We start from the raw sequence: 21084 nt of genomic DNA, 5'->3' as shown, positions 1-21084 counted from the left end.
CACGCCGCCCGGCCCCCGCGCACCCGCACGGGTTGCAATCCTTCCCTCGCCGCTCAATATACGGCCCGAACTGACGGAGCGGACATGCAGACGTATCTCGACTTTGAAAAGGGCCTCGCCGAGATCGAGGGCAAGGCCGAGGATCTGCGGACCCTCGCCCGCAAGAACGCCGAGATGAACGTCGCCGACGAAGCGGCCGCGCTGGATCGCAAGGCCGACAGTCTGCTGGATGACCTCTATCGCAACCTCGATCCTTGGCGGAAGACGCTGGTCGCGCGCCACCCGGACCGGCCGCACTGCAAGGACTACATCGAGGCGCTGTTCAGCGAGTGGACGCCGCTCGCCGGTGATCGCAATTTCGCCGACGATCACGCCATCATGGGGGGCCTCGCCCGGCTCGACGGCCGCTCGGTGGTGGTGATCGGCCACGAGAAGGGCAACGACACCCGCTCGCGCATCGCCCGCAACTTCGGCATGGCGCGCCCCGAGGGCTATCGCAAGGCGATCCGCCTGATGGATCTGGCCGACCGGTTCGGCCTGCCGGTGGTGGCGCTGGTCGACACGCCCGGTGCCTATCCGGGCAAGGGCGCCGAGGAGCGCGGTCAGGCCGAGGCGATCGCGCGCTGCACCGAGAAATGCCTGCAGGTCGGCGTGCCGGTCGTCGCCGTCATCATCGGTGAGGGTGGCTCGGGCGGCGCGGTGGCCTTTGCCACCGCCGACCGGATCGCCATGCTGGAGCATTCGATCTATTCGGTGATCTCGCCCGAGGGGTGCGCGTCGATCCTCTGGAAGGACGCCGAGAAGATGCGGGAGGCCGCCGAGGCGCTGCGCCTGACCGCGCAGGATCTCCTGAACCTCGGCATCATCGACCGGGTGATCCCCGAGCCGCGCGGCGGTGCGCAGCGCGACAAGAACGAGGCGATCGCCCGCGTCGGCACGGCGATCGGCGAGCTTCTCGGCGAGCTCGACGGGGTGAAGCGCAACGATCTGCGCAAGGCGCGCCGCAAGAAGTTCCTCGACATGGGGCAGAAGTCGCTCGTCGCCTGAGGGCGGCGACCGGGGTGGCGACTGGGGCGAAGCCCACGGCGAAGGCCCAGGTCTCGGCCGGCGGCTACCTCGGCCGGCGCTCGCCGTAGTCCGCGGGCGTGCGTTCGGCGCGCGGACCGGGGTCGAAGCCCGCCTCGCGCATCAGCCGGTCGGAGGCATCCTCGACCGTGTTCTCCATCCGGGCCATGAACTCGGTGATCGGCAGGCCCGGCTCGATCGGCGTGAGGAACTCGACCACCGCGAGCCCGGGCCGCTTTCGGAGCGTGCGCCGGCCCCAGAACACCCCGGCGTTGGTGGCGACGGGGACGCATTCGCCGCCAAGCCGGTCGTAGAGAACGCCGGCGCCCACCTTGAACGGCGGACGCGCGCCCGGCGCGACGCGGGTTCCCTGCGGATAGATCACGAGCTGGCGCGCCTCGGTGGCGCGGCCCGCGTGGGCGACCATCTCGGTCATCGCCTTGCCCTTGCGGCCGCGCGCGACCGGCGTCGAGCCGATGCGGAGCGCGTAGAGCCCGATGAAGGGCGTCCACTTCAGCTCCTTCTTCATGACGAACTTCGCGCGCGGCAGCGCCTCGAAGATCATCAGGATGTCGAGGAACGACTGGTGCTTGGCGGTGACGAGCACCTCGCCGGTGGGCACCTCGCCCCGGACCTCGACCCGCAGGCCGCAGATCACCCGGGCGAGAAAGAAGACGACGCGGGCATAAGCCCGGCAGACCGCATAGGCGCCATTGACCGACCAGAGGGCGAAGGGCGCCCCGAGGATGCCCATGACCGCCATGACCAGATAGATCAGAACCTCGAAGATCGCGGAGCGGACGAGCTGCATCCGGGTCAGCTCCAGCGCCAGAGGCTCGCCTTCGTCGCGCGCCGCGTGGCGGCCCAGGCGACGACGGCGGCGGTGACCGGTACGAGGACGGGTGCGGCCCAGCCCCAGCCGGTGAGGCCGATGCCCACGAGGAAGAAGCCCTGTTCGCTCGCCTGCGGCAGGAAGGCGAGCAGCAGCACCCCGACCGCGGTGCCGAGCACCGCGCCGGCGGCGGCGCCGAAGGTGAAGCGTCGGGTGAAGGCGCGAACGATGAAGTCGTCGCGGGCGCCCACGAGCCGCAGCGTCTGGATGGCATTTCCGTTCGCGGCCGTGGCGGCCGTGGCGGCAAGGCCGAGCACCACGGCGAGCGCCAGCGTCATGAGCGCAAGGCAGGCGATCGCGAAGATCCGGAGCCGTTCGGCCGTCACCACGAGGGGCTGACGCCAGGCGGCGTGGTCGTCATAGACCGCGCCGGGCGCTTCGGCTTCGAGCCGGAGCCGGAGGCTCGGCACGTTCAGCATGTCCCGGTCGGTCTGCACCTCGATCAGGAGCGGCAGCGGCAGGCTCTCCACCGGAATGTCCGGCCCGAGCCACGGCTCCAGCAGGCGCTCCTGCTCGGCGAGTTCGACCATTCGCACCGACTGGATGCCGGGCGTCGTGCGCAGCACATTGAGCGCCGCACGCGCCTGTTCCTCGATGCCGTCGTCGCCGGCGAGGATCTGGAGAGTCGCGGTGTCGGCGATCTCGCTTTCCCAGGAGTGCGCCAGCCGGCCGGCGGCGAGGGCGAGGGCGAGGGCAAGCACCGCGAGAAACGCCATCATTGCCGAGAGAAAGCCCACCGAAAGCCCGGCATGAAGGCCGCGCGGTACCACGCGGTCGGCGCCGTCCGCGTCGGCGAGCCAGCCGCCGATCGCCCGGAAGCGGCGGCCGATCACAGGTCGGCTCCCGCCGGCTGGACCTGTCCGTTCGCGAGGCGCAGAACGCGGGCCGCGACCCGGCCCTTGGCGGCGCGGATCAGGTTCAGGTCGTGGGTGGCGATCACCACGGTCTTGCCCATGCGGTTCAGCTCCACCAGGAGCGCCAGCAGGCGCTGCGCCATGTCCCAGTCAACGTTTCCGGTCGGCTCGTCTGCGACGATGACGTCGGGGCTGAGGATCACCGCGCGGGCGAGTGCCGCCCGCTGCCGCTCGCCACCCGACAGTTCCGGCGGCAGGGCGTCGACACGGTCGCCAAGATCGACCCATTCGAGCAGCGCCTCGATGTCGCCCGCCCGCTCGGCAGCCGGAATGCCGCTGACCCGGAGCGGCAGGGCGATGTTCTCGAAGACCGACATGTGGTCGAGGAACTGGCAGTCCTGATGCACGACGCCAACCGCCCGGCGCAGTGCCGCGACGGCGTTGCGGTCGGACGGCGCGATCTCGGTCCCGAAGAAGCGCACGGCGCCCTCGGTCGGGACGAGATCCATGTAGCAAAGCCGGAGAAGCGTGGTCTTGCCCACGCCTGATGGCCCGATCAGGAAATGGAACGACCCCGGGGCAAGCGTGAGGGACACGTTTCGTAACACCGAGGTCCCGCCGTAGCTGAACCCCGCCTCGTCGAATTCGATCACGAAAAGGCTCTCTCCGTCGCTGCGCGTGCTGTTATACAGCCGCAGCCGGACGGTGCAACGGCCCCTGGATCGGATGGCGGGTCACAGGAAGATCTTGCGTTGCCGCCGGTTGCAAGCGAGAAGGCCGATATCCGCGCCAGCGAACGGCGATCCTCTTCCCGAGCGGGACGACTGCTCGGCGATCGCCCGCCAGATTACGGAAACTTCATCGACCGGGGCTAACCGTCGCATACGACTTGCGGCATACTCCCGTGCCCGGACTTCGTCCGGACCGATGTTCCTGTGAGCACCTTCGGGACATCGCTTCCTCCCTGCGGATCGACCGATCCGCAGGGTTTTTTTTGTCCGGCCCGCGGGACCGGGCGAGGTCGTCGGCTGGCGGGGCCGCTCAGCCGAGCAATCCGGCGGCGTCGGGGAGGACCCGGGCGCGATTCTCGACGATGAACCGGGCGAGGGTCGCGGCCGCCGGCACCACCGGGCGGCCCTCCAGATGGACGACGAACCACTGGCGCACGATGGGCAGTCCGGGAGCCCGCGCCACGGCGAGTCGCCCCGTCGTCACCTCTCCGAAGATGGTATTGGCGGAGAGGATCGCCACCCCGAGTCCGGCCATCACCCCCTGCTTGATGGTCTCGTTGGTGCCGAGCTCCATTGAAACGAAGGGTCTCCCCCCCAGACTTTCGTCCAAGAAGCGCTCGGTCAGGATGCGCGTGCCCGAGCCGTGCTCGCGGAGCAGGAAGGTTTCCGCTTCGAGCCGTTCCGCGGTCACCGAGCCGCTCAGCAACCGGTGGCCGGGCGGCACGACGAGAACGTGCGGGTTCGGCCCGATGGGCTCGGAGACGACATCCGGCGCCACGGGCGGGCGGCCCATCACCGCGAGATCGGTCTCGCCGGACATCATCGCCGCGATGGTCTCTTCGCGGTTGCCCACGCGAAGCGCGATGGAAACTTCCGGCATTTCGTCGCGCGCGAGCGCGACAAGTCCGGGGGCGAAGTACTTGGCAGTGCTCACGACTCCGAGCGATACGTGGCCACTTCGCCCCTCGGCCAGTGCCCGCAGACGTTCCCGCGAGAGGCCGAGCCGGGTCTCAATTGTGTGCGCTGCGGCAAGGAGTTCCTCCCCTGTCGGGGTGAGAGAAACCTTGCCGTCGGGGCCGCGGTTCAGCACCGGCCGGCCCACGTTCGACTCGAGGGTACGGAGCTGAGTCGAGACGGCGGGAGGGGTGACGTGAAGCTCTTCCGCGGCGGCGGTCAAGCTGCCGTTCCGCACGATCGCGGCGAGGGCGCGGAGCTGCTTCAGGGTGATGGCATCTATGTGGTCCATACTTTTGTTTAATGCAGCAAAGGGATTTTTCAATTTTATTTTCGGCGGCAGGCCCTCACATTCAGCGCAACAAAATTACGCCGAGGAACGTCATGCCTGTCACGCTCAAGGATCACCTGCGCTCCTGCGACGCCTCGCTCGCCGCCACTCTCCTCGCCATCGCCGAGGGATCGGTGCTTGTGGCGGAGCGGATCGCTGCCGGCGGCGCGCTGGGCGCGGCGGCAGGCACCAATTCCGACGGGGACGGGCAGAAGGCGCTCGACATCATCGCGGACGACATCTTCGCCGACGTGCTGTCCCGGGCGCCGGTACGCTGGCTCGCCTCCGAGGAGCGCGAGACCGCGACGCCGATGACCGAGGGCGCGCCGCTCGCGGTGGCGATCGACCCGCTCGACGGTTCGGGCAACATCGACCTCAACGTCTCGATCGGCACGATCTTCGGGATCCGGGCCGCTGGCCTGACCGGCCCCGGCACTTTCCTCGCGTCGGGCCGTGGCCTGCTCGCGGCCGGCTATGTGGTCTACGGCCCGCAGACCGGGCTGGTCCTCACGACCGGGAACGGCGTCGACTCCTTCCTGCTGTCGCCGACGACGGGTGAGTTCGAGCTGATCGAGGCCGGGGTGCAGGTTCCGACCGAGGCCCACGAGTTCGCCATCAACATCTCGAACACCCGCCACTGGCCGCAGCCGATCCGCAGCTTCATCGAGGACTGCATCGCCGGCAGCACCGGGCCGCTGGAAGTCGACTTCAACATGCGCTGGATCGCGGCGCTGGTGGTCGAGGCGCACCGCATCCTGCGTCGGGGCGGGATCTACCTCTACCCCGCCGATGCGCGGCCGTCCTACAGCAAGGGGCGCCTCCGGCTGGTCTACGAGTGCGCGCCGATGGCGATGCTCATGGAGCAGGCGGGCGGGCTCGCCACCGACGGCGAGAGCGCGATCCTCGACATCGTGCCCGACTCGCTTCACGCCCGCGTGCCGTTCGTCTTCGGCTCGGCGGATCTGGTGAAGAAGGTCGCGGCCTATCTCGCAACGCCGAGGCTCGACCGGTCGCCGCTCTTTGGTGAGCGCGGCCTCTTCGACGCCCGCAGCGCCTCGTAAGGACCGGTTTCATGAGCCGCAAGCATCCCATCATCTCGGTGACGGGCTCCTCCGGGGCTGGCACCACGACGGTCAAGCACACCTTCGACCAGATCTTCCGCCGGGAAGGCATCAAGGCCGTCTCGATCGAGGGCGACGCCTTTCACCGCTTCGATCGCGCGGAGATGAAGGCCGAACTCGAGAGCCGGCTCGCCGCCGGAGACATGACCTTCAGCCACTTCAGCCTCGAGGCGAACGAGCTCGGGGCGCTGGAGGAGGTGTTTCGCAGCTACGGCGAGACCGGGCATGGCAAGACCCGCCACTACGTCCACGACGACAAGGAGGCGGAGCGCTACGGCGTCGAGCCGGGCAAGTTCACGGACTGGGAAGACTTCGGCGAGGGCACCGACCTGCTCTTCTACGAGGGTCTCCACGGCGCGGTGCGGACCGACGACATCAAGATCTCCGAGTACGCGGACCTGAAGATCGGCGTGGTGCCGGTCATCAACCTCGAATGGGCGCAGAAGATCCATCGCGACCGGGCGAGCCGCGGCTACTCGACCGAGGCGGTGACTGACGTGATCCTGCGCCGGATGCACGCCTACGTGCACTGCATCTGCCCGCAGTTCACCGAGACCGACATCAATTTCCAGCGCGTGCCGGTGGTCGACACCTCGAACCCGTTCATCGCCCGCTGGATCCCCACGGCCGACGAGAGCCTCGTGGTGATCCGCTTCAAGAACCCTCGGGGCATCGATTTCCCGTACCTGACCTCGATGATCCAGAACAGCTGGATGAGCCGGGCCAATTCCATCGTGATCCCGGGCGGCAAGCTCGATCTCGCCATGCAGCTCATCCTCACCCCCCTGATCCTCCGCCTCGCCGATGCGGCGAAGCGGGCCTGACCGGAGGCACGTCGATGAACACGATCTCTCGCATTCCTCCCGCCGTCACCGAAACCCGCATGGCGAACGCGTTGCGCTTCCTCGCCATGGATGCGGTCGAGGCGGCGAACTCCGGCCACCCCGGCATGCCGATGGGCATGGCCGACGTGGCGACGGTGCTCTTCACCCGTTTCCTCAACATCGATCCGGGCGCGCCCGAGTGGCCCGACCGGGACCGCTTCGTGCTCTCCGCCGGCCACGGCTCCATGCTGCTCTACGGGCTGCATCACCTGCTCGGCTATTCCGACATGCCGGCCGATGAACTGCGCCGCTTCCGCCAGCTCGGGGCCCGCACCGCCGGTCATCCGGAGTACGGCCACGCCCTCGGCATCGAGACGACGACCGGCCCGCTCGGGCAGGGCATCGCCACCGCCGTCGGCATGGCGCTGGCCGAGCGGATGCTGAACGCCCGTTTCGGCGACCCGCTGGTCGATCACTGGACCTACGTGATCGCCGGTGACGGCTGCCTGATGGAAGGCATCAGCCAGGAGGCGATCGACCTTGCGGGCCACCTGCGGCTCGGGCGGATGATCGTTCTCTGGGACGACAACAAGATCACCATCGACGGCGCGACGTCGCTCTCCACGTCGACCGATCAGCCGGCGCGCTTCAACGCCTCCGGCTGGCACACCGTCTCCATCGACGGCCACGACCCGGAGGCGATTGCCGCCGCGATCGACGCCGCGCGGGCTGATCCGCGCCCGTCGCTCATCGCCTGCCGCACGGTCATCGGGCAGGGCGCGCCGACCAAGGCCGGCAGTCACAACGTCCACGGCGCGCCGCTCGGTGCCGACGAGATCAAGGCCGCGCGCGAGGCGCTCGACTGGCCGCACGAGCCCTTCGAGGTGCCGGACGACATTCGCGCCGCCTGGGGCGCCGCGGCCGGGCGCGGGGCGCGGGCGCGTGCCGCCTGGGAGGGCCGGATTGGCGCCTCCGGCCGCGATGCCGAGTTCCACGCTGCGCATTCTGCCCCCGATCTCGGTGACGGCATGGCCGCGCACAAGACGATGCTGGCCGAGACCCGGCCATCGATGGCAACGCGCAAGGCGAGCGAGGCGGCGATAGAGGTGCTGGCCGCAGCACTGCCGAACCTCGCCGGCGGATCGGCCGATCTCACCGGCTCGAACAACACCCGTGCCAAGTCCATGCGCCCGGTGACCGCCGACGACTATTCCGGCGACTACATCCACTACGGCATCCGCGAGCACGGCATGGCGGCGGCGATGAACGGCATCGCGCTGCACGGCGGGCTCGTTCCCTACGGCGGCACGTTCCTCGCCTTCGCCGACTACTGCCGCCCGGCGATCCGCCTCTCGGCGCTCATGGGCAAGCCGGTGATCTACGTGATGACCCACGACTCGATCGGTCTCGGCGAGGACGGCCCGACCCACCAGCCGGTCGAGACGATCGCCTCGCTCAGGGCCATGCCGAACCTCAACGTCTTCCGTCCGGCGGACGCGATCGAGACGGCGGAAGCCTGGGAATGTGCGCTGGCCGAGCCGAGGACGCCGTCGGTGCTCTGCCTCAGCCGGCAGAACCTCCCCACCCTCGACCGGGCAGTGACGGAGAACCTGACCGCCCGCGGCGCCTACCTGCTCTGCGACCCGGGCAACCGCGACGTCACGATCATCGCCACCGGGTCGGAGGTCGAGGTCGCGCTCAAGGCCGCGGTGCAGCTTGCTGCCGACGGGATCGCCGCTGCCGTGGTTTCGGCGCCCTGCTTCGAGCGTTTCGCGAGCCAGCCCCCCGCCTACCGGGCGGAGGTTCTCGGAACCGCGCCGCGCATCGGCGTCGAGGCTGCCGTCTCGCAGGGCTGGGCCGCGCTTCTCGGCAACCACTCGATCTTCGTCGGGATGACCGGCTTCGGCGCCTCGGCGCCGGCTGCCGACCTCTACCGCCACTTCGGAATCACCCCTGAGCGCGTGGCCGCCGCCGCCCGCTCGCTCATCGCCTGAGGGAGCTCAAGACATGGCCCGCATAACCCTGCGCCAGCTTCTCGACGACGCCGCCGAGCACAGCTACGGCGTGCCCGCCTTCAACATCAACAACATGGAACAGGGCCTCGCCATTCTGGAGGCGGCCCGCGCCACTGACGCGCCCGTCATCCTTCAGGCGAGCCGTGGTGCCCGTTCCTACGCCGGCGACATCATGCTGGCGAAGATGATGGAAGCCCTCGAGGTCATGTACCCCGAGATCCCGATCTGCATCCATCAGGACCACGGCGACACCGTCGCGACCTGTCTGTCTGCGATCCAGAACGGCTTCACCTCGGTGATGATGGACGGCTCGCTGGAGGCGGACGGCAAGACGCCGGCCGACTATACCTACAACGCCGGGATCACCGGCGAGGTGTCGCGTCTCGCCCACATGGTCGGCGCCTCGGTCGAGGGCGAGCTTGGCTGCCTCGGCAGCCTTGAGACCGGCGGTGGCGAGGCCGAGGATGGCCACGGCTTCGAGGGTACGCTCGATCGCGCCATGCTGCTCACCGACCCGGACGAGGCGGCACGCTTCGTCGCCGAGACCCAGGTCGATGCGCTCGCCGTGGCGATCGGCACCAGCCATGGCGCCTACAAGTTCTCGAAGCGCCCGGACGGCGAAGTGCTCGCCATGGACCTGATCGAGCGCCTGCACGCGAAGCTGCCGGACACCCATCTCGTGATGCACGGTTCTTCCTCGGTCCCCGAGGAGTGGCAGGCCGTCTTCAACGCCTCCGGCGGCGAGATGCGCGAGACCTACGGCGTGCCGGTGGAAGAGATCGTCCGTGGCATCCGTCACGGGGTGCGCAAGGTGAACATCGACACCGACCTCCGCCTCGCCAGCACCGCCGAGTTCCGCCGCGTGGCGCAGGGCTCGAAGTCCGAGTTCGACCCGCGGAAGTTCCTCAAGCCCGCCATGACGGCAATGACCAAGGTCTGCACCGAGCGCTTCGAGGCGTTCGGCACCGCGGGCAATGCCCAGCGGATCCGCGTCATTCCCATGGCCGACATGGCCCGCCGCTATGCCAGCGGCAGCCTGACCACCCGCTCGTCCGCCGCTCGCGCGGCCTGAACCCAACAAAGGAGAAGCCCGATGGCCGATGGAGCCGACGTCAAAGAGACCCCGCGCGGACGCTACAGCGCCGGTGTCATGGAATACCGCAAGATGGGCTACTGGGAGCCCGACTACGAGCCGAAGGACACCGATATCATCGCGCTCTTCCGCATCACGCCGCAGGATGGCGTTGATCCGGTCGAGGCGGCAGCCGCCGTCGCGGGCGAGAGCTCGACCGCGACCTGGACCGTGGTCTGGACCGACCGGCTGACCGCTTGCGAGAAGTACCGCGCCAAGGCCTACCGGGTCGATCCGGTGCCGAACGCCGAGGGCCAGTACTTCGCCTACATCGCCTACGATCTCGACCTCTTCGAGCCGGGTTCCATTGCGAACCTGACGGCCTCGATCATCGGAAACGTCTTCGGCTTCAAGCCGCTGAAGGCGCTGCGGCTCGAGGACATGCGGCTTCCGGTCGCCTACGTGAAGACCTTCCAGGGCCCGGCGACCGGCATCGTGGTCGAGCGCGAGCGTCTGCAGGTCTGGGGCCGGCCGCTGCTCGGCGCCACCGTGAAGCCGAAGCTCGGCCTCTCGGGCCGGAACTACGGCCGCGTGGTCTATGAGGCGCTGAAGGGTGGACTCGACTTCACCAAGGATGACGAGAACATCAACTCGCAGCCGTTCATGCACTGGCGGGACCGGTTCCTCTACTGCATGGAAGCGGTCAACAAGGCGGCCGCCGCCACCGGCGAGGTGAAGGGGACCTATCTCAACGTCACCGCCGCGACGATGGAAGACATGTACGAGCGCGCCGAGTTCGCCAAGGAGCTCGGATCGACGATCGTCATGATCGACCTCGTGATCGGCTACACCGCCATCCAGTCCATGGCGAAGTGGGCGCGCCGGAACGACATGATCCTGCACCTCCACCGCGCTGGTCACTCGACCTACACCCGGCAGCGGAACCACGGCGTCAGCTTCCGTGTCATCACCAAGTGGATGCGCCTCGCGGGCGTCGACCACATCCACGCCGGCACCGTCGTCGGCAAGCTCGAGGGTGATCCGGCGACGACCAGGGGCTTCTATGACACCTGCCGCGAGGACAAGGTGCCGATGAAGCTCGAGAACGGTATCTTCTTCGATCAGGACTGGGCGAGCCTCAACAAGCTCATGCCGGTGGCCTCGGGCGGCATCCACGCCGGCCAGATGCACCAGCTCATCGACCACCTGGGCGAGGACGTCGTGCTCCAGTTCGGCGGCGGCACGATCGGCCACCCGCAGGGCATCGCCGCTGGCGCCACCGCGAACCGCGTCGCGCTTGAAGCGATGATCTTCGCCCGCAACGCCGGGCGCGACTACCTCGCCGAAGGTCCGGCGATCCTCGCGGAGGCTGCCAGGACCTGCACGCCGCTGCGCCAGGCGCTCGACACCTGGAAGGACGTGACCTTCGACTATGCCTCCACCGACGCGCCGGACTTCGTTCCGTCCGCGACCGTGAGCTAAGGGAGACCATTGATATGCGTGTGACCCAGGGAGCCTTCTCGTTCCTGCCCGACCTCACTGACCAGCAGATCCATGAGCAGGTGCAGTACTGCATCGACAAGGGTTGGGCGGTGAGCCTCGAATACACCGACGATCCGCACCCCCGGAACTGCTACTGGGAGATGTGGGGCCATCCGATGTTCGACAACCCGGATGCCGCCGCGCTCGTCTACGAGTTGAACGAGTGCCGCAAGGCGCATGGCAACGAGTACATCCGGGTGATGGCGTTCGACTCCTCGCCGGGCTGGGAGTCGGTGCGGCTGTCGTTCATCGCCAACCGTCCGGCGGAGGAGCCGGGCTTCGAGCTCACCCGGACCGAAGGCGCTGGCCGGAAGCAGACCTACGCGATCCGCGCCTACGCCACCGACCGGCCGGAAGGCTCGCGCTACGCCTGACGCCGGAGGCCGGGCGGACCAGTATCCGCCCGGCCACCCGCAAGGATGTCGGACCATGAGGCTCTCCGTTCCAGACTCTGACCGAAGCGCGCCTGGCGCGCGAGTCCCGGCCCGACAAGCCGAGGCACTGCCTCGGCCGGGCCGCCGGCTGGAGCGCGGGACGCGCGGAGGCCGGCAGGGGCGAAGATGTCTGCGGGAGGATGCCATCCAGCCGTGCGCGCCCCTGGCGGGCGCTCGCGCCCGCCCCCGGGAGGGGCGTGCGCGGCTGGATTTGTCACCTGCCAAATCCAGCTTGCGTCACCGTTGCAACCAATTTGACGGCTGAGGCTCTTTTCCACTTTGCGCGGCCGATCCGCCGTACCTGACCCCATTCCGAAGCGAGGCACCCATGCCCGATGATGCCACCAAGATCGACACCGAGAGCCGCCCGACCACCGTCGACCTGCGCGCCGAGTTCGAGACCTCGGGCGTCAAGGCGATCCTTGAGGAGCTCGATGCGTCGCTGATCGGTCTCACGCCGGTCAAGAACCGCATCCGCGAGACCGCGTCCCTCCTGCTCGTTGACCGGGCGCGCCGTTCCATGGGTATTGCCCAGGAGTCCCCGACGCTTCACATGAGCTTCACCGGCAACCCCGGCACCGGCAAGACCACGGTCGCGCTCCGCATGGCCGACCTGCTCCACCGGCTCGGCTATGTGAGGAAGGGCCACCTCGTCGCCGTCACCCGCGACGACCTCGTCGGCCAGTACATCGGCCACACCGCGCCGAAGACGCGCGACATCCTGAAGAAGGCGATGGGCGGTGTGCTGTTCATCGATGAGGCGTACTATCTCTATCGACCGGAGAACGAACGCGACTACGGCCAGGAGGCCATCGAGATCCTGCTGCAGGTCATGGAGAACAACCGCGACGACCTCGTGGTGATCCTCGCCGGCTATTCCGACCGGATGGACCGCTTCTTCGAGTCGAACCCGGGCTTCCGGTCGCGCATCGCGCACCACATCGACTTCCCGGACTACAGCTCCGATGAGCTGCTGAAGATCGCCGAGATGATGCTCACGGACCAGCACTACAGCTTGACGCCGCCTGCTCGGCAGGCGATGGCCGAGTATATCGAGCTTCGGCGCGGGCAGCCGCACTTCGCCAACGCCCGTTCGATCCGCAACGCCCTCGACCGGGCGCGGCTCCGGCAGGCGAACCGGCTCTTCGCCACGGCAGAGAGCCCGCTCGACGCGGAAGCTCTCTCCACCATCGACACGCCCGACATCCGGGCGAGCCGCGTCTTCAGCGGCGGCATTGACGGGAGGGGAGCATGAGCCTCGATACCACCGATTTCGACCGCAAGGTGCTGATTGCGCCGTCTATCCTCTCCGCCGACTTCGCCGAACTCGGCGCCGAGTGCCGGGCGGTGGAGGCGGAGGGCGCCGACTGGGTGCACGTGGACGTCATGGACGGCCACTTCGTCCCGAACCTCACCTTCGGTGCCCCGGTCGCGAAGTGCATCCGGCCGCACATCCGCACGGTGATGGACGTCCATCTGATGATCGCCCCGGTCGATCCGCTGTTGGAGGATTTCGCCAAGGCGGGTGCCGACTACATCACCGCCCACGTGGAGGCTGGCCCGCACATCGACCGGACCCTTCAGGCGATCCGCGCCCTCGGCTGCAAGGCCGGCGTGGCGCTGAACCCGGGCACGCCCGCCGAGACGATCGAGTACGTGCTCGACCGCATCGACCTCATCCTCGTCATGTCGGTCAATCCGGGCTTCGGAGGCCAGTCGTTCATTCCGGCGGTCGTGCCGAAGATCGAGATCCTGCGCCGGATGATCGGTGACCGCCCGATCCACATTCAGGTGGACGGCGGTGTGACGCCGGAGACCGCGCCCCTCGTCACCGCGGCGGGCGCGAACTGCCTCGTGGCGGGCTCGGCGGTCTTCAAGGGCGGCAGTGTCGCGGACCCGTCCGCCTACGGGCGGAACATCCGCGCGATCCGCGAGGCGGCGGAGGCGGCGCGCGTCCGCGCCTGATCCTGTTGGCTTCGACCTTTCCGGCGCGCCGGCCCCCGTGGCCGGCGCGTTTTCAGTTGTTGCCGAACAGGCCCTGAATGACGTTCTGCACCACGTTGCGCACCGTGCTCTCGACGTTGCTGATCGCCACCGGCACCTCCGGGATGATCTGGGCAACGCGCTGCTCCGGGATGCGCTCTGGCAGCGGGCGGATGGGCTGGCCCGCTTCGACCCTGGTCATCGTCTCGCGCCAGATCTCCGCGGGCAGACCGCCGCCGGTGACGCCGGTCAGGGGCGTGTTGTCGTCGTAGCCCATCCAGACGCCGGTGACGTAATCGGCGCTGAAGCCGACGAACCAGGCATCACGGGCGGCCTGGGTGGTGCCGGTCTTGCCGGCGATCGGGCGGCCATCGGGCAGTTGCGCGCGCCCGCCGCTGCCGAACTCGACCACCTGCCGCAGCATCCAGATGAGTTCGCCCGCGACGCGGTCATCAAGGACGCGCACCGGGCGCTGTGGCACCGCCTTCATCAGGACGCCGCCGTCCGCCTTGCGACGCAGTTCGGTCAGGCCGTAGGGCGTGACCTTCTGCCCGTCGTTCAGGAATCCGGCGAAGGCGCCGGTCACTTCGAGGAGTGACGCCTCGGAGACGCCGAGCGCGAGCGCCGGGCCCTCGGGCAGTGGCCCGGGGATGCCGAAATCTTCGGCCATGGCACGGACCCGGGCGCGGCCCGTCGCCTCCTGCACCCGGATGGTGGCGGTGTTGATCGAGTTCGCCATTGCCTGGGCGAGGTTGATGTCGCCGAGATACTTGCGCGTGTAGTTCTGCGGCGACCAGTTGCCCGAGCCCGGGACATAGATGGTGAGCGGCGCGTCCTCGACCAGATCGTAGGGGCTCGCGCCGGTCTGAAGTGCTGCGGCATAGACGAAGGGCTTGAAGAGCGAGCCGATCTGCCGGTTCGCCATGGTGGCGCGGTTGAACTCGCCCTCACCGGATCCGAGCTCGCGGCCGCCGACCATGGCGCGCACCGCGCCGTCCGCCGACATGACGACGATCGCCGCCTGAGCCTTGGAGCCGGCCTTGAGCTTCTCGGAGAACACCGCCTTCAGCCCGTCCTCGGCAGCGCGCTGGAGCACGGGGTCGAAGGTGGTGGCGATCTCGATGTCCTCGGTCGTGCGACGGGTGAGGAAGTCGGGGCCGGTCGACATGATCCAGTCGGCGAAGGAACCGCCCGCCCGGGCCGCGGCCGCGGAGGAGAGCACGGCCGGATGCGCCCGGGCCTGCTCGGCCTGCGCCGCGGTGAGGTAGCCCTGATCCTGCATCAGACCGATGATGAGACCGGCGCGGGACTGGGCGAGCTTCAGGTCGTTGGTCGGGGCGAAGCGCGAGGGCGCGCGCAGAAGGCCCGCGAGCATCGCCGCCTCGGCGGGGGTGACCTCCGACGCCGGTTTGCCGAAATAGCGCTCGGTCGCTGCCTCGAAGCCGGTGGTGCCCGCGCCGAGATAGGCGCGATTGAGGTAAATCGACAGGATTTCGGGCTTGGTGAACTTCCATTCGAGCGCGAGGGCCGCCGGGATTTCCTTGATCTTGCGCTCAAGGGTGCGCGTGTTGTCGAAGAAGATGAGCTTCGCCACCTGCTGGGTGATCGACGAGCCGCCCTGCACCGTGCCGCCGGCGCGGAAGTTCGTCAGCGCGGCGCGTGCGGTGCCACGAAGATCGACGCCGAAGTGCCAAAAAAAGCGGCGATCCTCGGTGGCGATGATGGCGTTCAGCAGGTGCGGCGACACGGTTTCGGCGTTGACGATGCCGAACTGTTGACCGCGCCAGGCGAAGGTCTGACCGCCATTGTCGACGAGGGTGACCGAACCGCTCTCGCGGGGGTCGAGCAGCTCGTCGAGCGACGGGAGCTTGCTGGCGTACCAGGCGGTGCTGGCGGCGAGGACCACGGCAACCACGATGGCGAGCCGAAGGCCCAGCCACCATGCGGTGCGCAGCGTGCCGCGGAACAGGCGGGACGCCAGTCGGGGCCGCGGAGCGGCCTTCTTCTTGCGATGCTGCGACATGCCCGGGTTCTGCTCGTGATTTTGATTTTGATCGGAAACCTACGCGGAAACTGACCAGATTACCAGACCGCGGTGCCGGGGCGCGTGAATTGCCTGTTTGCGCGCCACTTGGTCACCGGGCGGGGATTGGTGCGCATAAAATAGTCAGAAACAGTCCGCCTGGATTCCCACTCTCGCGATTAGTCCCGTGTTTACCACGGGATACCTGCGCGGCCGGTCTATGGCATGGACCTTGCTTGGCATCGGTAAGGCGCTGCTGCGCTGCAAGATGCAACGGGGGACGAGGGACCGGATGAAACTGATCATCGCCGTTATCAAGCCGTTCAAGCTCGAGGAAGTCCGCGAAGCCCTGACCGCTCTGGGGGTGCAGGGCCTGATGGTTTCGGAGGTGAAGGGCTACGGGCGGCAATCGGGCCACACCGAGATATACCGCGGCGCGGAGTACGTCGTGAATTTCGTGCCGAAGGTGAAGATCGAGCTGGTGGTACCGGACTCGGTGGCCGCCCACGTCGTCGACGCCCTCGGGACCACTGCCAGGACCGGCAAGATCGGCGACGGCAAGATCTTCGTCCTCTCCGTCGAGCAGGCCCTCAGGATCCGCACCGGCGAGACCGGGGACGAGGCGCTCTGAGCAATCCACCCAAGAGATACATGCAAGGAATCGGTTTCATGAGAATGTTCCCCAAGCTGCCCTGGGTGGCGCTTGCCCTTCTGGCCGCCGGTCCGGTCTTCGCGCAGGACACGGCGGCTCCCGAGGTCGTCACCGAGGTCGCCTCGGCGATCGACAGCGGCGATACTGCGTGGATGCTGACCTCGACGCTGCTGGTTCTCTTCATGACGATCCCGGGGCTCGCGCTGTTCTACGGTGGCCTCGTCCGCAGCAAGAACATGCTTTCGGTGCTGATGCAGGTCACGCTCGTCGCCTCGGTGGTGATGATCCTCTACGTCTTCTACGGCTATTCCATGAGCTTCGGCGGGTCGGACAGTCCATACTGGGGCGGTCTCGGCAAGGTGTTCCTGTCCGGCGTGACGCCGGACTCCGCCTCCGGCACGATCCCGGAGCTGGTGTTCGCCGCCTTCCAGATGACGTTCGCGGCGATCACGCCCGCGCTCATCGTCGGCGCCTTCGCCGAGCGGATCAGGTTCTCGGCGGTGATGCTGTTCACGATCCTCTGGGTGACGCTCGTCTACTTCCCGATCGCCCACATGGCGTGGGATCCGGCCGGGCTCTATTTCAACTGGGGCGCGATGGACTTCGCCGGCGGCACGGTGGTTCACATCAACGCCGGCATCGCCGCACTGGTGGGCGCGCTGGTGATCGGTCCGCGCATTGGCTACCGGAAGGAGATCATGGCGCCGCATTCCATGACGCTCACCATGGTCGGCACTGCGATCCTGTGGGTGGGCTGGTTCGGCTTCAACGCGGGGTCCGCGCTCTCGGCCGGTGGGCTCGCCTCGCTCGCGATGATGAACACCTTCGTTGCCACGGCGGGCGCCGTGGTCGGCTGGTCGGTGCTGGAAGCGGTGCTCCGCAGCAAGGCCTCGATGCTCGGTGCGGCGTCGGGCGCGGTGGCGGGTCTCGTCGCTGTCACGCCGGCCGCGGGCTTCGTCGGGCCGGTGGGCGCGATCGCTCTCGGCCTCATCGCCTCGGCCTGCTGCTACTTCTTCGTCAACGTGGTGAAGGAGCATCTCGGCTATGACGACAGCCTCGACGTCTTCGGCGTGCACGGCGTCGGCGGCATTGTCGGCGCGATCCTGACCGGCGTGCTGGCGTCGAGCACGTTCGGCGGGGTCGGCTATGCCGACGGCGTCACCATGGGCGCGCAGCTCCTCGTCCAGGTGAAGGCGGTCTGCGTGACCATCGCATGGTGCGGCATCGTGTCGCTCATCCTCTACAAGCTCGTCGATGTGCTGATCGGCCTGCGCGTGACGCCAGAGATCGAACGCGAAGGCCTCGATCTGGCGGAGCACGGCGAACGGGCTTACGTGTACTGACGGAAACGACGTCCCGCGCGTCCCACTGGTGCAGGGCGTCTCGCTACGGTCAGGTTGAACGGGTCGGTGCTACCGGCCCGTTCGCGCGTTCTGGAGGATCAGCCATGAAGCTCGTCATTGCCGTCATCAAGCCGTTCAAGCTCGACGAAGTGCGCGCCGCGCTCTCGGCCGTCGGAGTGAAGGGGATGATGGTCAACGAGGTGCGCGGCTTCGGACGGCAGTCCGGGCACACGGAAGTCTACCGTGGCGGGGAGTTTCAGGTGAACTTCGTGCCGAAACTGCGCCTTGAAATGGTTGTGCCGGATTCGATCGCCACGGAGGTGATTGAGGTGCTCGCGACGACGGCGCGGACCGGCAAGATCGGCGACGGCAAGCTTTTCGTGGTGGAAGTCGGCGAAGCCATGCGGATTCGCACCGGCGAGACCGGCGACGAGGCGCTCTGAAATGAGTCGCGACTATCACGAGGTGGGGCAGCGGATCGAGGCTGTGGTGGAAGGCGAGACCGACGCGATCGCGCTGATGGCGACGGTCGCATGCGAGCTCTTCCACGGCTTCGGGGATTTCGACTGGGTGGGCTTCTACCGGGTGACGACACCGGGAATGCTGAAGATCGGCCCGTACCAGGGCGGGCATGGCTGCCTCGTCATCCCGTTCGAGCGCGGAGTCTGTGGCGCCGCGGCGCGTGAGGGCCGCACGCAGGTGGTGCCGGATGTCGATGCGTTTCCCGGCCACATCGCCTGTGCGTCGAGCACGCGTTCCGAGATCGTCGTGCCGGTGTTCGACGGAGCCGGCGCGCTCATGGCGGTGCTGGATGTGGACAGCAACACGCCGGGCGCCTTTGATGCGGAAGACGCCCGGGCGCTCGAAGCGCTGGTGGCGGCGGTGTTCAGCCGGCCTTGAGCCAGGGCGTGCTGGACGCCTGCTTCGCCTCGTAGGAGTCGATCGCACTGGCCTTCTCCATGGTGAGGCCAATGTCGTCGAGACCGTTCAGCAGGCAGTGCTTGCGGAAGGCATCGACCTCGAAGGCGATCGAGCCACCGTCCGGCCCGGTGATGACCTGGTTCTCGAGATCAACGGTGATGACCGCGTTCGAGCCGCGGTCGGCGTCGTCCATCAGCTTGTCCACGTCTTCCTGCGGCAGCGCGATGGGCAGGATGCCGTTCTTGAAGCAGTTGTTGTAGAAGATGTCCGCGAAGCTCGGCGCCACGACACAGCGGATGCCGAAGTCGAGCAGCGCCCACGGCGCGTGCTCGCGGCTGGAGCCGCAGCCGAAGTTCTCGCCGGAGACGAGGATCTCGGCGTTGCGATACGCCGGCTTGTTGAGGACGAAGTCCGGGTTCTCGTTGCCGTCGGCATCGTAGCGCATCTCGTCGAACAGGTTCTTGCCGAGCCCGGAGCGCTGGATCGTCTTCAGGAACTGCTTGGGGATGATCATGTCGGTGTCGACGTTGATAAGCGGCAGCGGCGCCGCGACACCGGTGAGCTTCGTGAACTTGTCCATGGTCGTCCCTCCCGAGCGAGTCGGTTTCGTTAATCACATGGCCGGCAGTCTCGCAAGGCGGGGGGCTGACCCATGCGGGCTGGTACAGCAATTCCGCGCGTTGCCGCTATCGGGGTTGACGGCTGAACCGTTCGGTATAGTTAGTTGGGAGAACTGAACGGTTCAGTTTGATTCGTGCTTCGAAGATCATGGGGAGACTGCTACCAATGACATTCCTCCTGCGCTCCAGCGCCGCGGCTGCGATTTTCGGCCTTTCGATCACCTCCGCAGCCTTCGCCCAGCAGGCGAGCCAACAGCACCAGACACCGTATTCGGGCACAGGCGCCGCACCGGTCTGTACCCAGCTTGAGCGGATCCACGGCATCCGTGGTGAGGACTGCGGCAAGCTCAGCCTGGAAGAACTCGCAAAGAAGAAGATCGACCGCGACAATACCTGACCCGGTCGTACGTACCCGGGCTCGCACGTCACGCTGGCCCGGGAGCGGTTTGCCGCGCCGCTCCGGACGCTTGCCCAGTCCGAGACCAATTGCTACGGTTTTCTTTGCGCCAGAACGTGTTCCGTGGCGTGAGGGAATGCGGATGGGCGAGACTGAAGGGCGGCTGACACCAAAGCGGCAGCAACTCATCGACGGTGCTTACAGGGTGTTCATGGAGCACGGCTTCGAGGGGGCGAGCGTCGATGAGATCGCCCGTGCGGCCGGCGCGTCAAAGGCCACTCTGTACAGCTATTTCCCCGACAAGCGGCGGCTCTTCGAGGCAGTGGTACAGAGCCGCTGCAGCCAGCAGGGCGCGGTGATCTGCGGCGGCAACCCGGGCGGCCCGATCGAGGCGACGCTCCGGCAGATGGCGCATACCTTTGCGAGTTTTCTCTATTCCCCGTCGGCGCAGGAGATGTTTCGCGTCTGCATCGCCGAGTCGGGCCGATTCCCCGACCTCGGGCGGGCGTTCTACGAGGCCGGCCCGGCGCAGGCCCGCGCACGGCTGTCGGATTTCCTCAAGGGCGCCGTGGAACGGGGTGAGCTTGTCATCGACGACCCTGACATTGCCGCCGAACAGTTCGTCGCGCTCTGCAAGGCCGGCGGCTTTCTGCGCGCCCTGCTTGGCGCGCGCCTGATGTCGGACGCGGAGTCCGCGGCCGAGATCACCCAGTTTGCCGAGGAAGCGGTGAAGACTTTCCTCGCGCGCTATGCCGCGCCGCAGCCAGCATTGGCCTGAAGTCAGGAAAAGGCCCGGTCGGGAAACCGACCGGGCCTTCCGAGTCCGTAGCGGAGCCCTTGGGCCCTGGGCTCACATCTGCTGCTGAGTGTCGTGCGCGGTATCGGTCACCGCGTCACCGGCGGAGGAGATATCCTTGCCTGCGCCCTGCATGGTGTTGCAGGCAGCAAGCGAAAAGGCGGCGGCGAGCACGAGCGCCAGAGTGCGGATCATGAAAGGCTCCTTGGTTGGCCGGGCGCCCGATGGATCGGACGCACTTCGGATTTCGCTGTCGTTGAACGCTCGCGTCCCGGAGAAGTTCCACGGGAGCCAGCGTTCACCCGAAGCCTATCAGCGCGATTCGCCGGGCGAAAGTCGGTGTATCAGCGACGCTTGCGGTCGTCGGTTCGGACGGGGACCGGAGTGGGCTTGCGGCCGGCGACCCATGCCAGCCCGGCGGTCATCGCGATCCCGAGAGCGATTCCGAGGAGGGGGGTCAGGTGGGCCATTGTGTACTCCCGATGCTTACCCACATCATCAAGCACTTTCGCGG

23 protein-coding genes are annotated in these 21084 nt (G+C 67.7%); 15 read left to right on the top strand and 8 right to left on the bottom strand.

The features are described from left to right. Nucleotides 1–84: 84 nt before the first annotated feature. Nucleotides 85–1047, top strand: coding sequence for an acetyl-CoA carboxylase carboxyltransferase subunit alpha (locus HNP73_RS05490; protein WP_184147585.1), 963 nt, complete (start codon nt 85–87; stop codon nt 1045–1047). Between the two features lie 64 nt (nt 1048–1111). Here the strand turns inward: HNP73_RS05490 and HNP73_RS05485 are convergent, their stop codons facing one another. From HNP73_RS05485 to HNP73_RS05470, 4 genes are all read right to left on the bottom strand, one after another. Then, entirely contained in the window at nt 1112–1876 is a 765-nt protein-coding gene (locus HNP73_RS05485; protein ID WP_184147584.1) for a lysophospholipid acyltransferase family protein, read from the bottom strand. 5 nt (nt 1877–1881) lie between these two features. Beyond that, the gene (locus HNP73_RS05480) at nt 1882–2790 is read right to left on the bottom strand and encodes a cell division protein FtsX (protein WP_343063204.1); all 909 of its coding nucleotides are present in this window, start codon (nt 2788–2790) and stop codon (nt 1882–1884) included. Beyond that, a complete protein-coding gene (locus tag HNP73_RS05475; protein WP_184147583.1) occupies nt 2787–3464 on the bottom strand; it encodes an ATP-binding cassette domain-containing protein in 678 nt (225 codons plus the stop codon). Before HNP73_RS05475 ends, HNP73_RS05480 begins: the two co-directional genes overlap by 4 nt. A gap of 388 nt (nt 3465–3852) precedes the next feature. Further along, nucleotides 3853–4788 carry a LysR family transcriptional regulator gene (locus HNP73_RS05470; protein ID WP_184147582.1) on the bottom strand — a complete coding sequence of 312 codons (936 nt, stop codon included), beginning with the start codon at nt 4786–4788 and terminating at the stop codon, nt 3853–3855. Between the two features lie 92 nt (nt 4789–4880). On the opposite strand from HNP73_RS05470, the gene HNP73_RS05465 reads away from it, so the two are divergent. The 8 genes from HNP73_RS05465 to rpe all read left to right on the top strand — a co-directional run bounded on the left by HNP73_RS05465 (nt 4881) and on the right by rpe (nt 13800). Next, the gene (locus tag HNP73_RS05465; RefSeq protein WP_184147581.1) at nt 4881–5888 is read left to right on the top strand and encodes a class 1 fructose-bisphosphatase; all 1008 of its coding nucleotides are present in this window, start codon (nt 4881–4883) and stop codon (nt 5886–5888) included. 11 nt (nt 5889–5899) lie between these two features. Then, complete coding sequence (locus tag HNP73_RS05460) at nt 5900–6772, top strand: phosphoribulokinase (RefSeq protein ID WP_184147580.1); 873 nt, start codon at nt 5900–5902, stop codon at nt 6770–6772. A 14-nt stretch (nt 6773–6786) separates the two neighbouring features. After that, nucleotides 6787–8766: a transketolase gene (tkt, locus tag HNP73_RS05455; RefSeq protein WP_184147579.1), complete on the top strand. Its 1980-nt coding sequence runs from the start codon at nt 6787–6789 to the stop codon at nt 8764–8766. Between the two features lie 13 nt (nt 8767–8779). Then, entirely contained in the window at nt 8780–9859 is a 1080-nt protein-coding gene (gene fba / locus HNP73_RS05450) for a class II fructose-bisphosphate aldolase (RefSeq protein WP_184147578.1), read from the top strand. 21 nt (nt 9860–9880) lie between these two features. Next, nucleotides 9881–11341 carry a form I ribulose bisphosphate carboxylase large subunit gene (locus HNP73_RS05445; RefSeq protein ID WP_184147577.1) on the top strand — a complete coding sequence of 487 codons (1461 nt, stop codon included), beginning with the start codon at nt 9881–9883 and terminating at the stop codon, nt 11339–11341. 14 nt (nt 11342–11355) lie between these two features. After that, on the top strand, nt 11356–11775 hold the full coding sequence (locus HNP73_RS05440) for a ribulose bisphosphate carboxylase small subunit (RefSeq protein ID WP_184147576.1): 420 nt from the start codon (nt 11356–11358) through the stop codon (nt 11773–11775). A gap of 388 nt (nt 11776–12163) precedes the next feature. After that, entirely contained in the window at nt 12164–13090 is a 927-nt protein-coding gene (cbbX, locus tag HNP73_RS05435; RefSeq protein ID WP_184147575.1) for a CbbX protein, read from the top strand. Then, complete coding sequence (gene rpe / locus HNP73_RS05430; protein ID WP_184147574.1) at nt 13087–13800, top strand: ribulose-phosphate 3-epimerase; 714 nt, start codon at nt 13087–13089, stop codon at nt 13798–13800. Before cbbX ends, rpe begins: the two co-directional genes overlap by 4 nt. Nucleotides 13801–13852: 52 nt before the next feature. On the opposite strand, the gene HNP73_RS05425 is transcribed toward rpe, so the two are convergent. Further along, complete coding sequence (locus HNP73_RS05425) at nt 13853–15841, bottom strand: transglycosylase domain-containing protein (protein WP_184147573.1); 1989 nt, start codon at nt 15839–15841, stop codon at nt 13853–13855. Between the two features lie 292 nt (nt 15842–16133). On the opposite strand from HNP73_RS05425, the gene HNP73_RS05420 reads away from it, so the two are divergent. The 4 genes from HNP73_RS05420 (at nt 16134) to HNP73_RS05405 (ending at nt 18736) form a co-directional block, all read left to right on the top strand. After that, nucleotides 16134–16472 (top strand): P-II family nitrogen regulator, encoded by a 339-nt coding sequence (locus HNP73_RS05420; protein WP_184147572.1) that lies wholly within the window; start codon nt 16134–16136, stop codon nt 16470–16472. A 38-nt stretch (nt 16473–16510) separates the two neighbouring features. After that, nucleotides 16511–17836 carry an ammonium transporter gene (locus HNP73_RS05415; protein ID WP_221288194.1) on the top strand — a complete coding sequence of 442 codons (1326 nt, stop codon included), beginning with the start codon at nt 16511–16513 and terminating at the stop codon, nt 17834–17836. Nucleotides 17837–17940: 104 nt separating this feature from the next. Then, nucleotides 17941–18279: a P-II family nitrogen regulator gene (locus HNP73_RS05410; RefSeq protein WP_184147570.1), complete on the top strand. Its 339-nt coding sequence runs from the start codon at nt 17941–17943 to the stop codon at nt 18277–18279. A 1-nt stretch (nt 18280) separates the two neighbouring features. Then, nucleotides 18281–18736, top strand: coding sequence for a GAF domain-containing protein (locus HNP73_RS05405; protein ID WP_184147569.1), 456 nt, complete (start codon nt 18281–18283; stop codon nt 18734–18736). Here HNP73_RS05405 and leuD read toward each other — a convergent pair. Next, entirely contained in the window at nt 18723–19337 is a 615-nt protein-coding gene (gene leuD / locus HNP73_RS05400; RefSeq protein WP_184147568.1) for a 3-isopropylmalate dehydratase small subunit, read from the bottom strand. The two genes, HNP73_RS05405 and leuD, sit on opposite strands and share 14 nt — an antisense overlap. Nucleotides 19338–19543: 206 nt before the next feature. On the opposite strand from leuD, the gene HNP73_RS05395 reads away from it, so the two are divergent. Together HNP73_RS05395 and HNP73_RS05390 are read left to right on the top strand one after the other, a co-directional pair. Then, nucleotides 19544–19774, top strand: coding sequence for a hypothetical protein (locus HNP73_RS05395; RefSeq protein ID WP_184147567.1), 231 nt, complete (start codon nt 19544–19546; stop codon nt 19772–19774). Nucleotides 19775–19916: 142 nt separating this feature from the next. Beyond that, nucleotides 19917–20552, top strand: a complete 636-nt coding sequence (locus tag HNP73_RS05390; RefSeq protein WP_246399533.1) for a TetR/AcrR family transcriptional regulator — start codon at nt 19917–19919, stop codon at nt 20550–20552. 72 nt (nt 20553–20624) lie between these two features. Here HNP73_RS05390 and HNP73_RS05385 read toward each other — a convergent pair whose 3' ends face one another. Both HNP73_RS05385 and HNP73_RS23615 read right to left on the bottom strand, forming a co-directional pair. Then, entirely contained in the window at nt 20625–20765 is a 141-nt protein-coding gene (locus tag HNP73_RS05385) for an entericidin A/B family lipoprotein (RefSeq protein WP_184147565.1), read from the bottom strand. A gap of 149 nt (nt 20766–20914) precedes the next feature. After that, nucleotides 20915–21040, bottom strand: coding sequence for a hypothetical protein (locus tag HNP73_RS23615; RefSeq protein ID WP_281379169.1), 126 nt, complete (start codon nt 21038–21040; stop codon nt 20915–20917). Nucleotides 21041–21084 lie beyond the last annotated feature (44 nt).

The sequence above is a fragment of the Amaricoccus macauensis genome (genome assembly GCF_014201905.1).
In the GTDB taxonomy this organism is placed as follows: domain Bacteria; phylum Pseudomonadota; class Alphaproteobacteria; order Rhodobacterales; family Rhodobacteraceae; genus Amaricoccus; species Amaricoccus macauensis.
The sequence above is the reverse complement of the archived record's forward strand: the minus strand, read 5'-3'. Positions and strand labels throughout refer to the sequence as shown.

Coding starts and splice junctions, on each gene's coding strand:
- HNP73_RS05490 (WP_184147585.1), top strand. CDS start 85: ATGCAGACGTATCTCGACTTTGAAAAGGGCCTCGCCGAGATCGAGGGC.
- HNP73_RS05485 (WP_184147584.1), bottom strand. CDS start 1,876: ATGCAGCTCGTCCGCTCCGCGATCTTCGAGGTTCTGATCTATCTGGTC.
- HNP73_RS05470 (WP_184147582.1), bottom strand. CDS start 4,788: ATGGACCACATAGATGCCATCACCCTGAAGCAGCTCCGCGCCCTCGCC.
- HNP73_RS05465 (WP_184147581.1), top strand. CDS start 4,881: ATGCCTGTCACGCTCAAGGATCACCTGCGCTCCTGCGACGCCTCGCTC.
- HNP73_RS05460 (WP_184147580.1), top strand. CDS start 5,900: ATGAGCCGCAAGCATCCCATCATCTCGGTGACGGGCTCCTCCGGGGCT.
- tkt (WP_184147579.1), top strand. CDS start 6,787: ATGAACACGATCTCTCGCATTCCTCCCGCCGTCACCGAAACCCGCATG.
- fba (WP_184147578.1), top strand. CDS start 8,780: ATGGCCCGCATAACCCTGCGCCAGCTTCTCGACGACGCCGCCGAGCAC.
- HNP73_RS05445 (WP_184147577.1), top strand. CDS start 9,881: ATGGCCGATGGAGCCGACGTCAAAGAGACCCCGCGCGGACGCTACAGC.
- HNP73_RS05440 (WP_184147576.1), top strand. CDS start 11,356: ATGCGTGTGACCCAGGGAGCCTTCTCGTTCCTGCCCGACCTCACTGAC.
- cbbX (WP_184147575.1), top strand. CDS start 12,164: ATGCCCGATGATGCCACCAAGATCGACACCGAGAGCCGCCCGACCACC.
- rpe (WP_184147574.1), top strand. CDS start 13,087: ATGAGCCTCGATACCACCGATTTCGACCGCAAGGTGCTGATTGCGCCG.
- HNP73_RS05425 (WP_184147573.1), bottom strand. CDS start 15,841: ATGTCGCAGCATCGCAAGAAGAAGGCCGCTCCGCGGCCCCGACTGGCG.
- HNP73_RS05420 (WP_184147572.1), top strand. CDS start 16,134: ATGAAACTGATCATCGCCGTTATCAAGCCGTTCAAGCTCGAGGAAGTC.
- HNP73_RS05415 (WP_221288194.1), top strand. CDS start 16,511: ATGAGAATGTTCCCCAAGCTGCCCTGGGTGGCGCTTGCCCTTCTGGCC.
- HNP73_RS05410 (WP_184147570.1), top strand. CDS start 17,941: ATGAAGCTCGTCATTGCCGTCATCAAGCCGTTCAAGCTCGACGAAGTG.
- HNP73_RS05405 (WP_184147569.1), top strand. CDS start 18,281: ATGAGTCGCGACTATCACGAGGTGGGGCAGCGGATCGAGGCTGTGGTG.
- leuD (WP_184147568.1), bottom strand. CDS start 19,337: ATGGACAAGTTCACGAAGCTCACCGGTGTCGCGGCGCCGCTGCCGCTT.
- HNP73_RS05395 (WP_184147567.1), top strand. CDS start 19,544: ATGACATTCCTCCTGCGCTCCAGCGCCGCGGCTGCGATTTTCGGCCTT.
- HNP73_RS05390 (WP_246399533.1), top strand. CDS start 19,917: ATGGGCGAGACTGAAGGGCGGCTGACACCAAAGCGGCAGCAACTCATC.
- HNP73_RS05385 (WP_184147565.1), bottom strand. CDS start 20,765: ATGATCCGCACTCTGGCGCTCGTGCTCGCCGCCGCCTTTTCGCTTGCT.
- HNP73_RS23615 (WP_281379169.1), bottom strand. CDS start 21,040: ATGGCCCACCTGACCCCCCTCCTCGGAATCGCTCTCGGGATCGCGATG.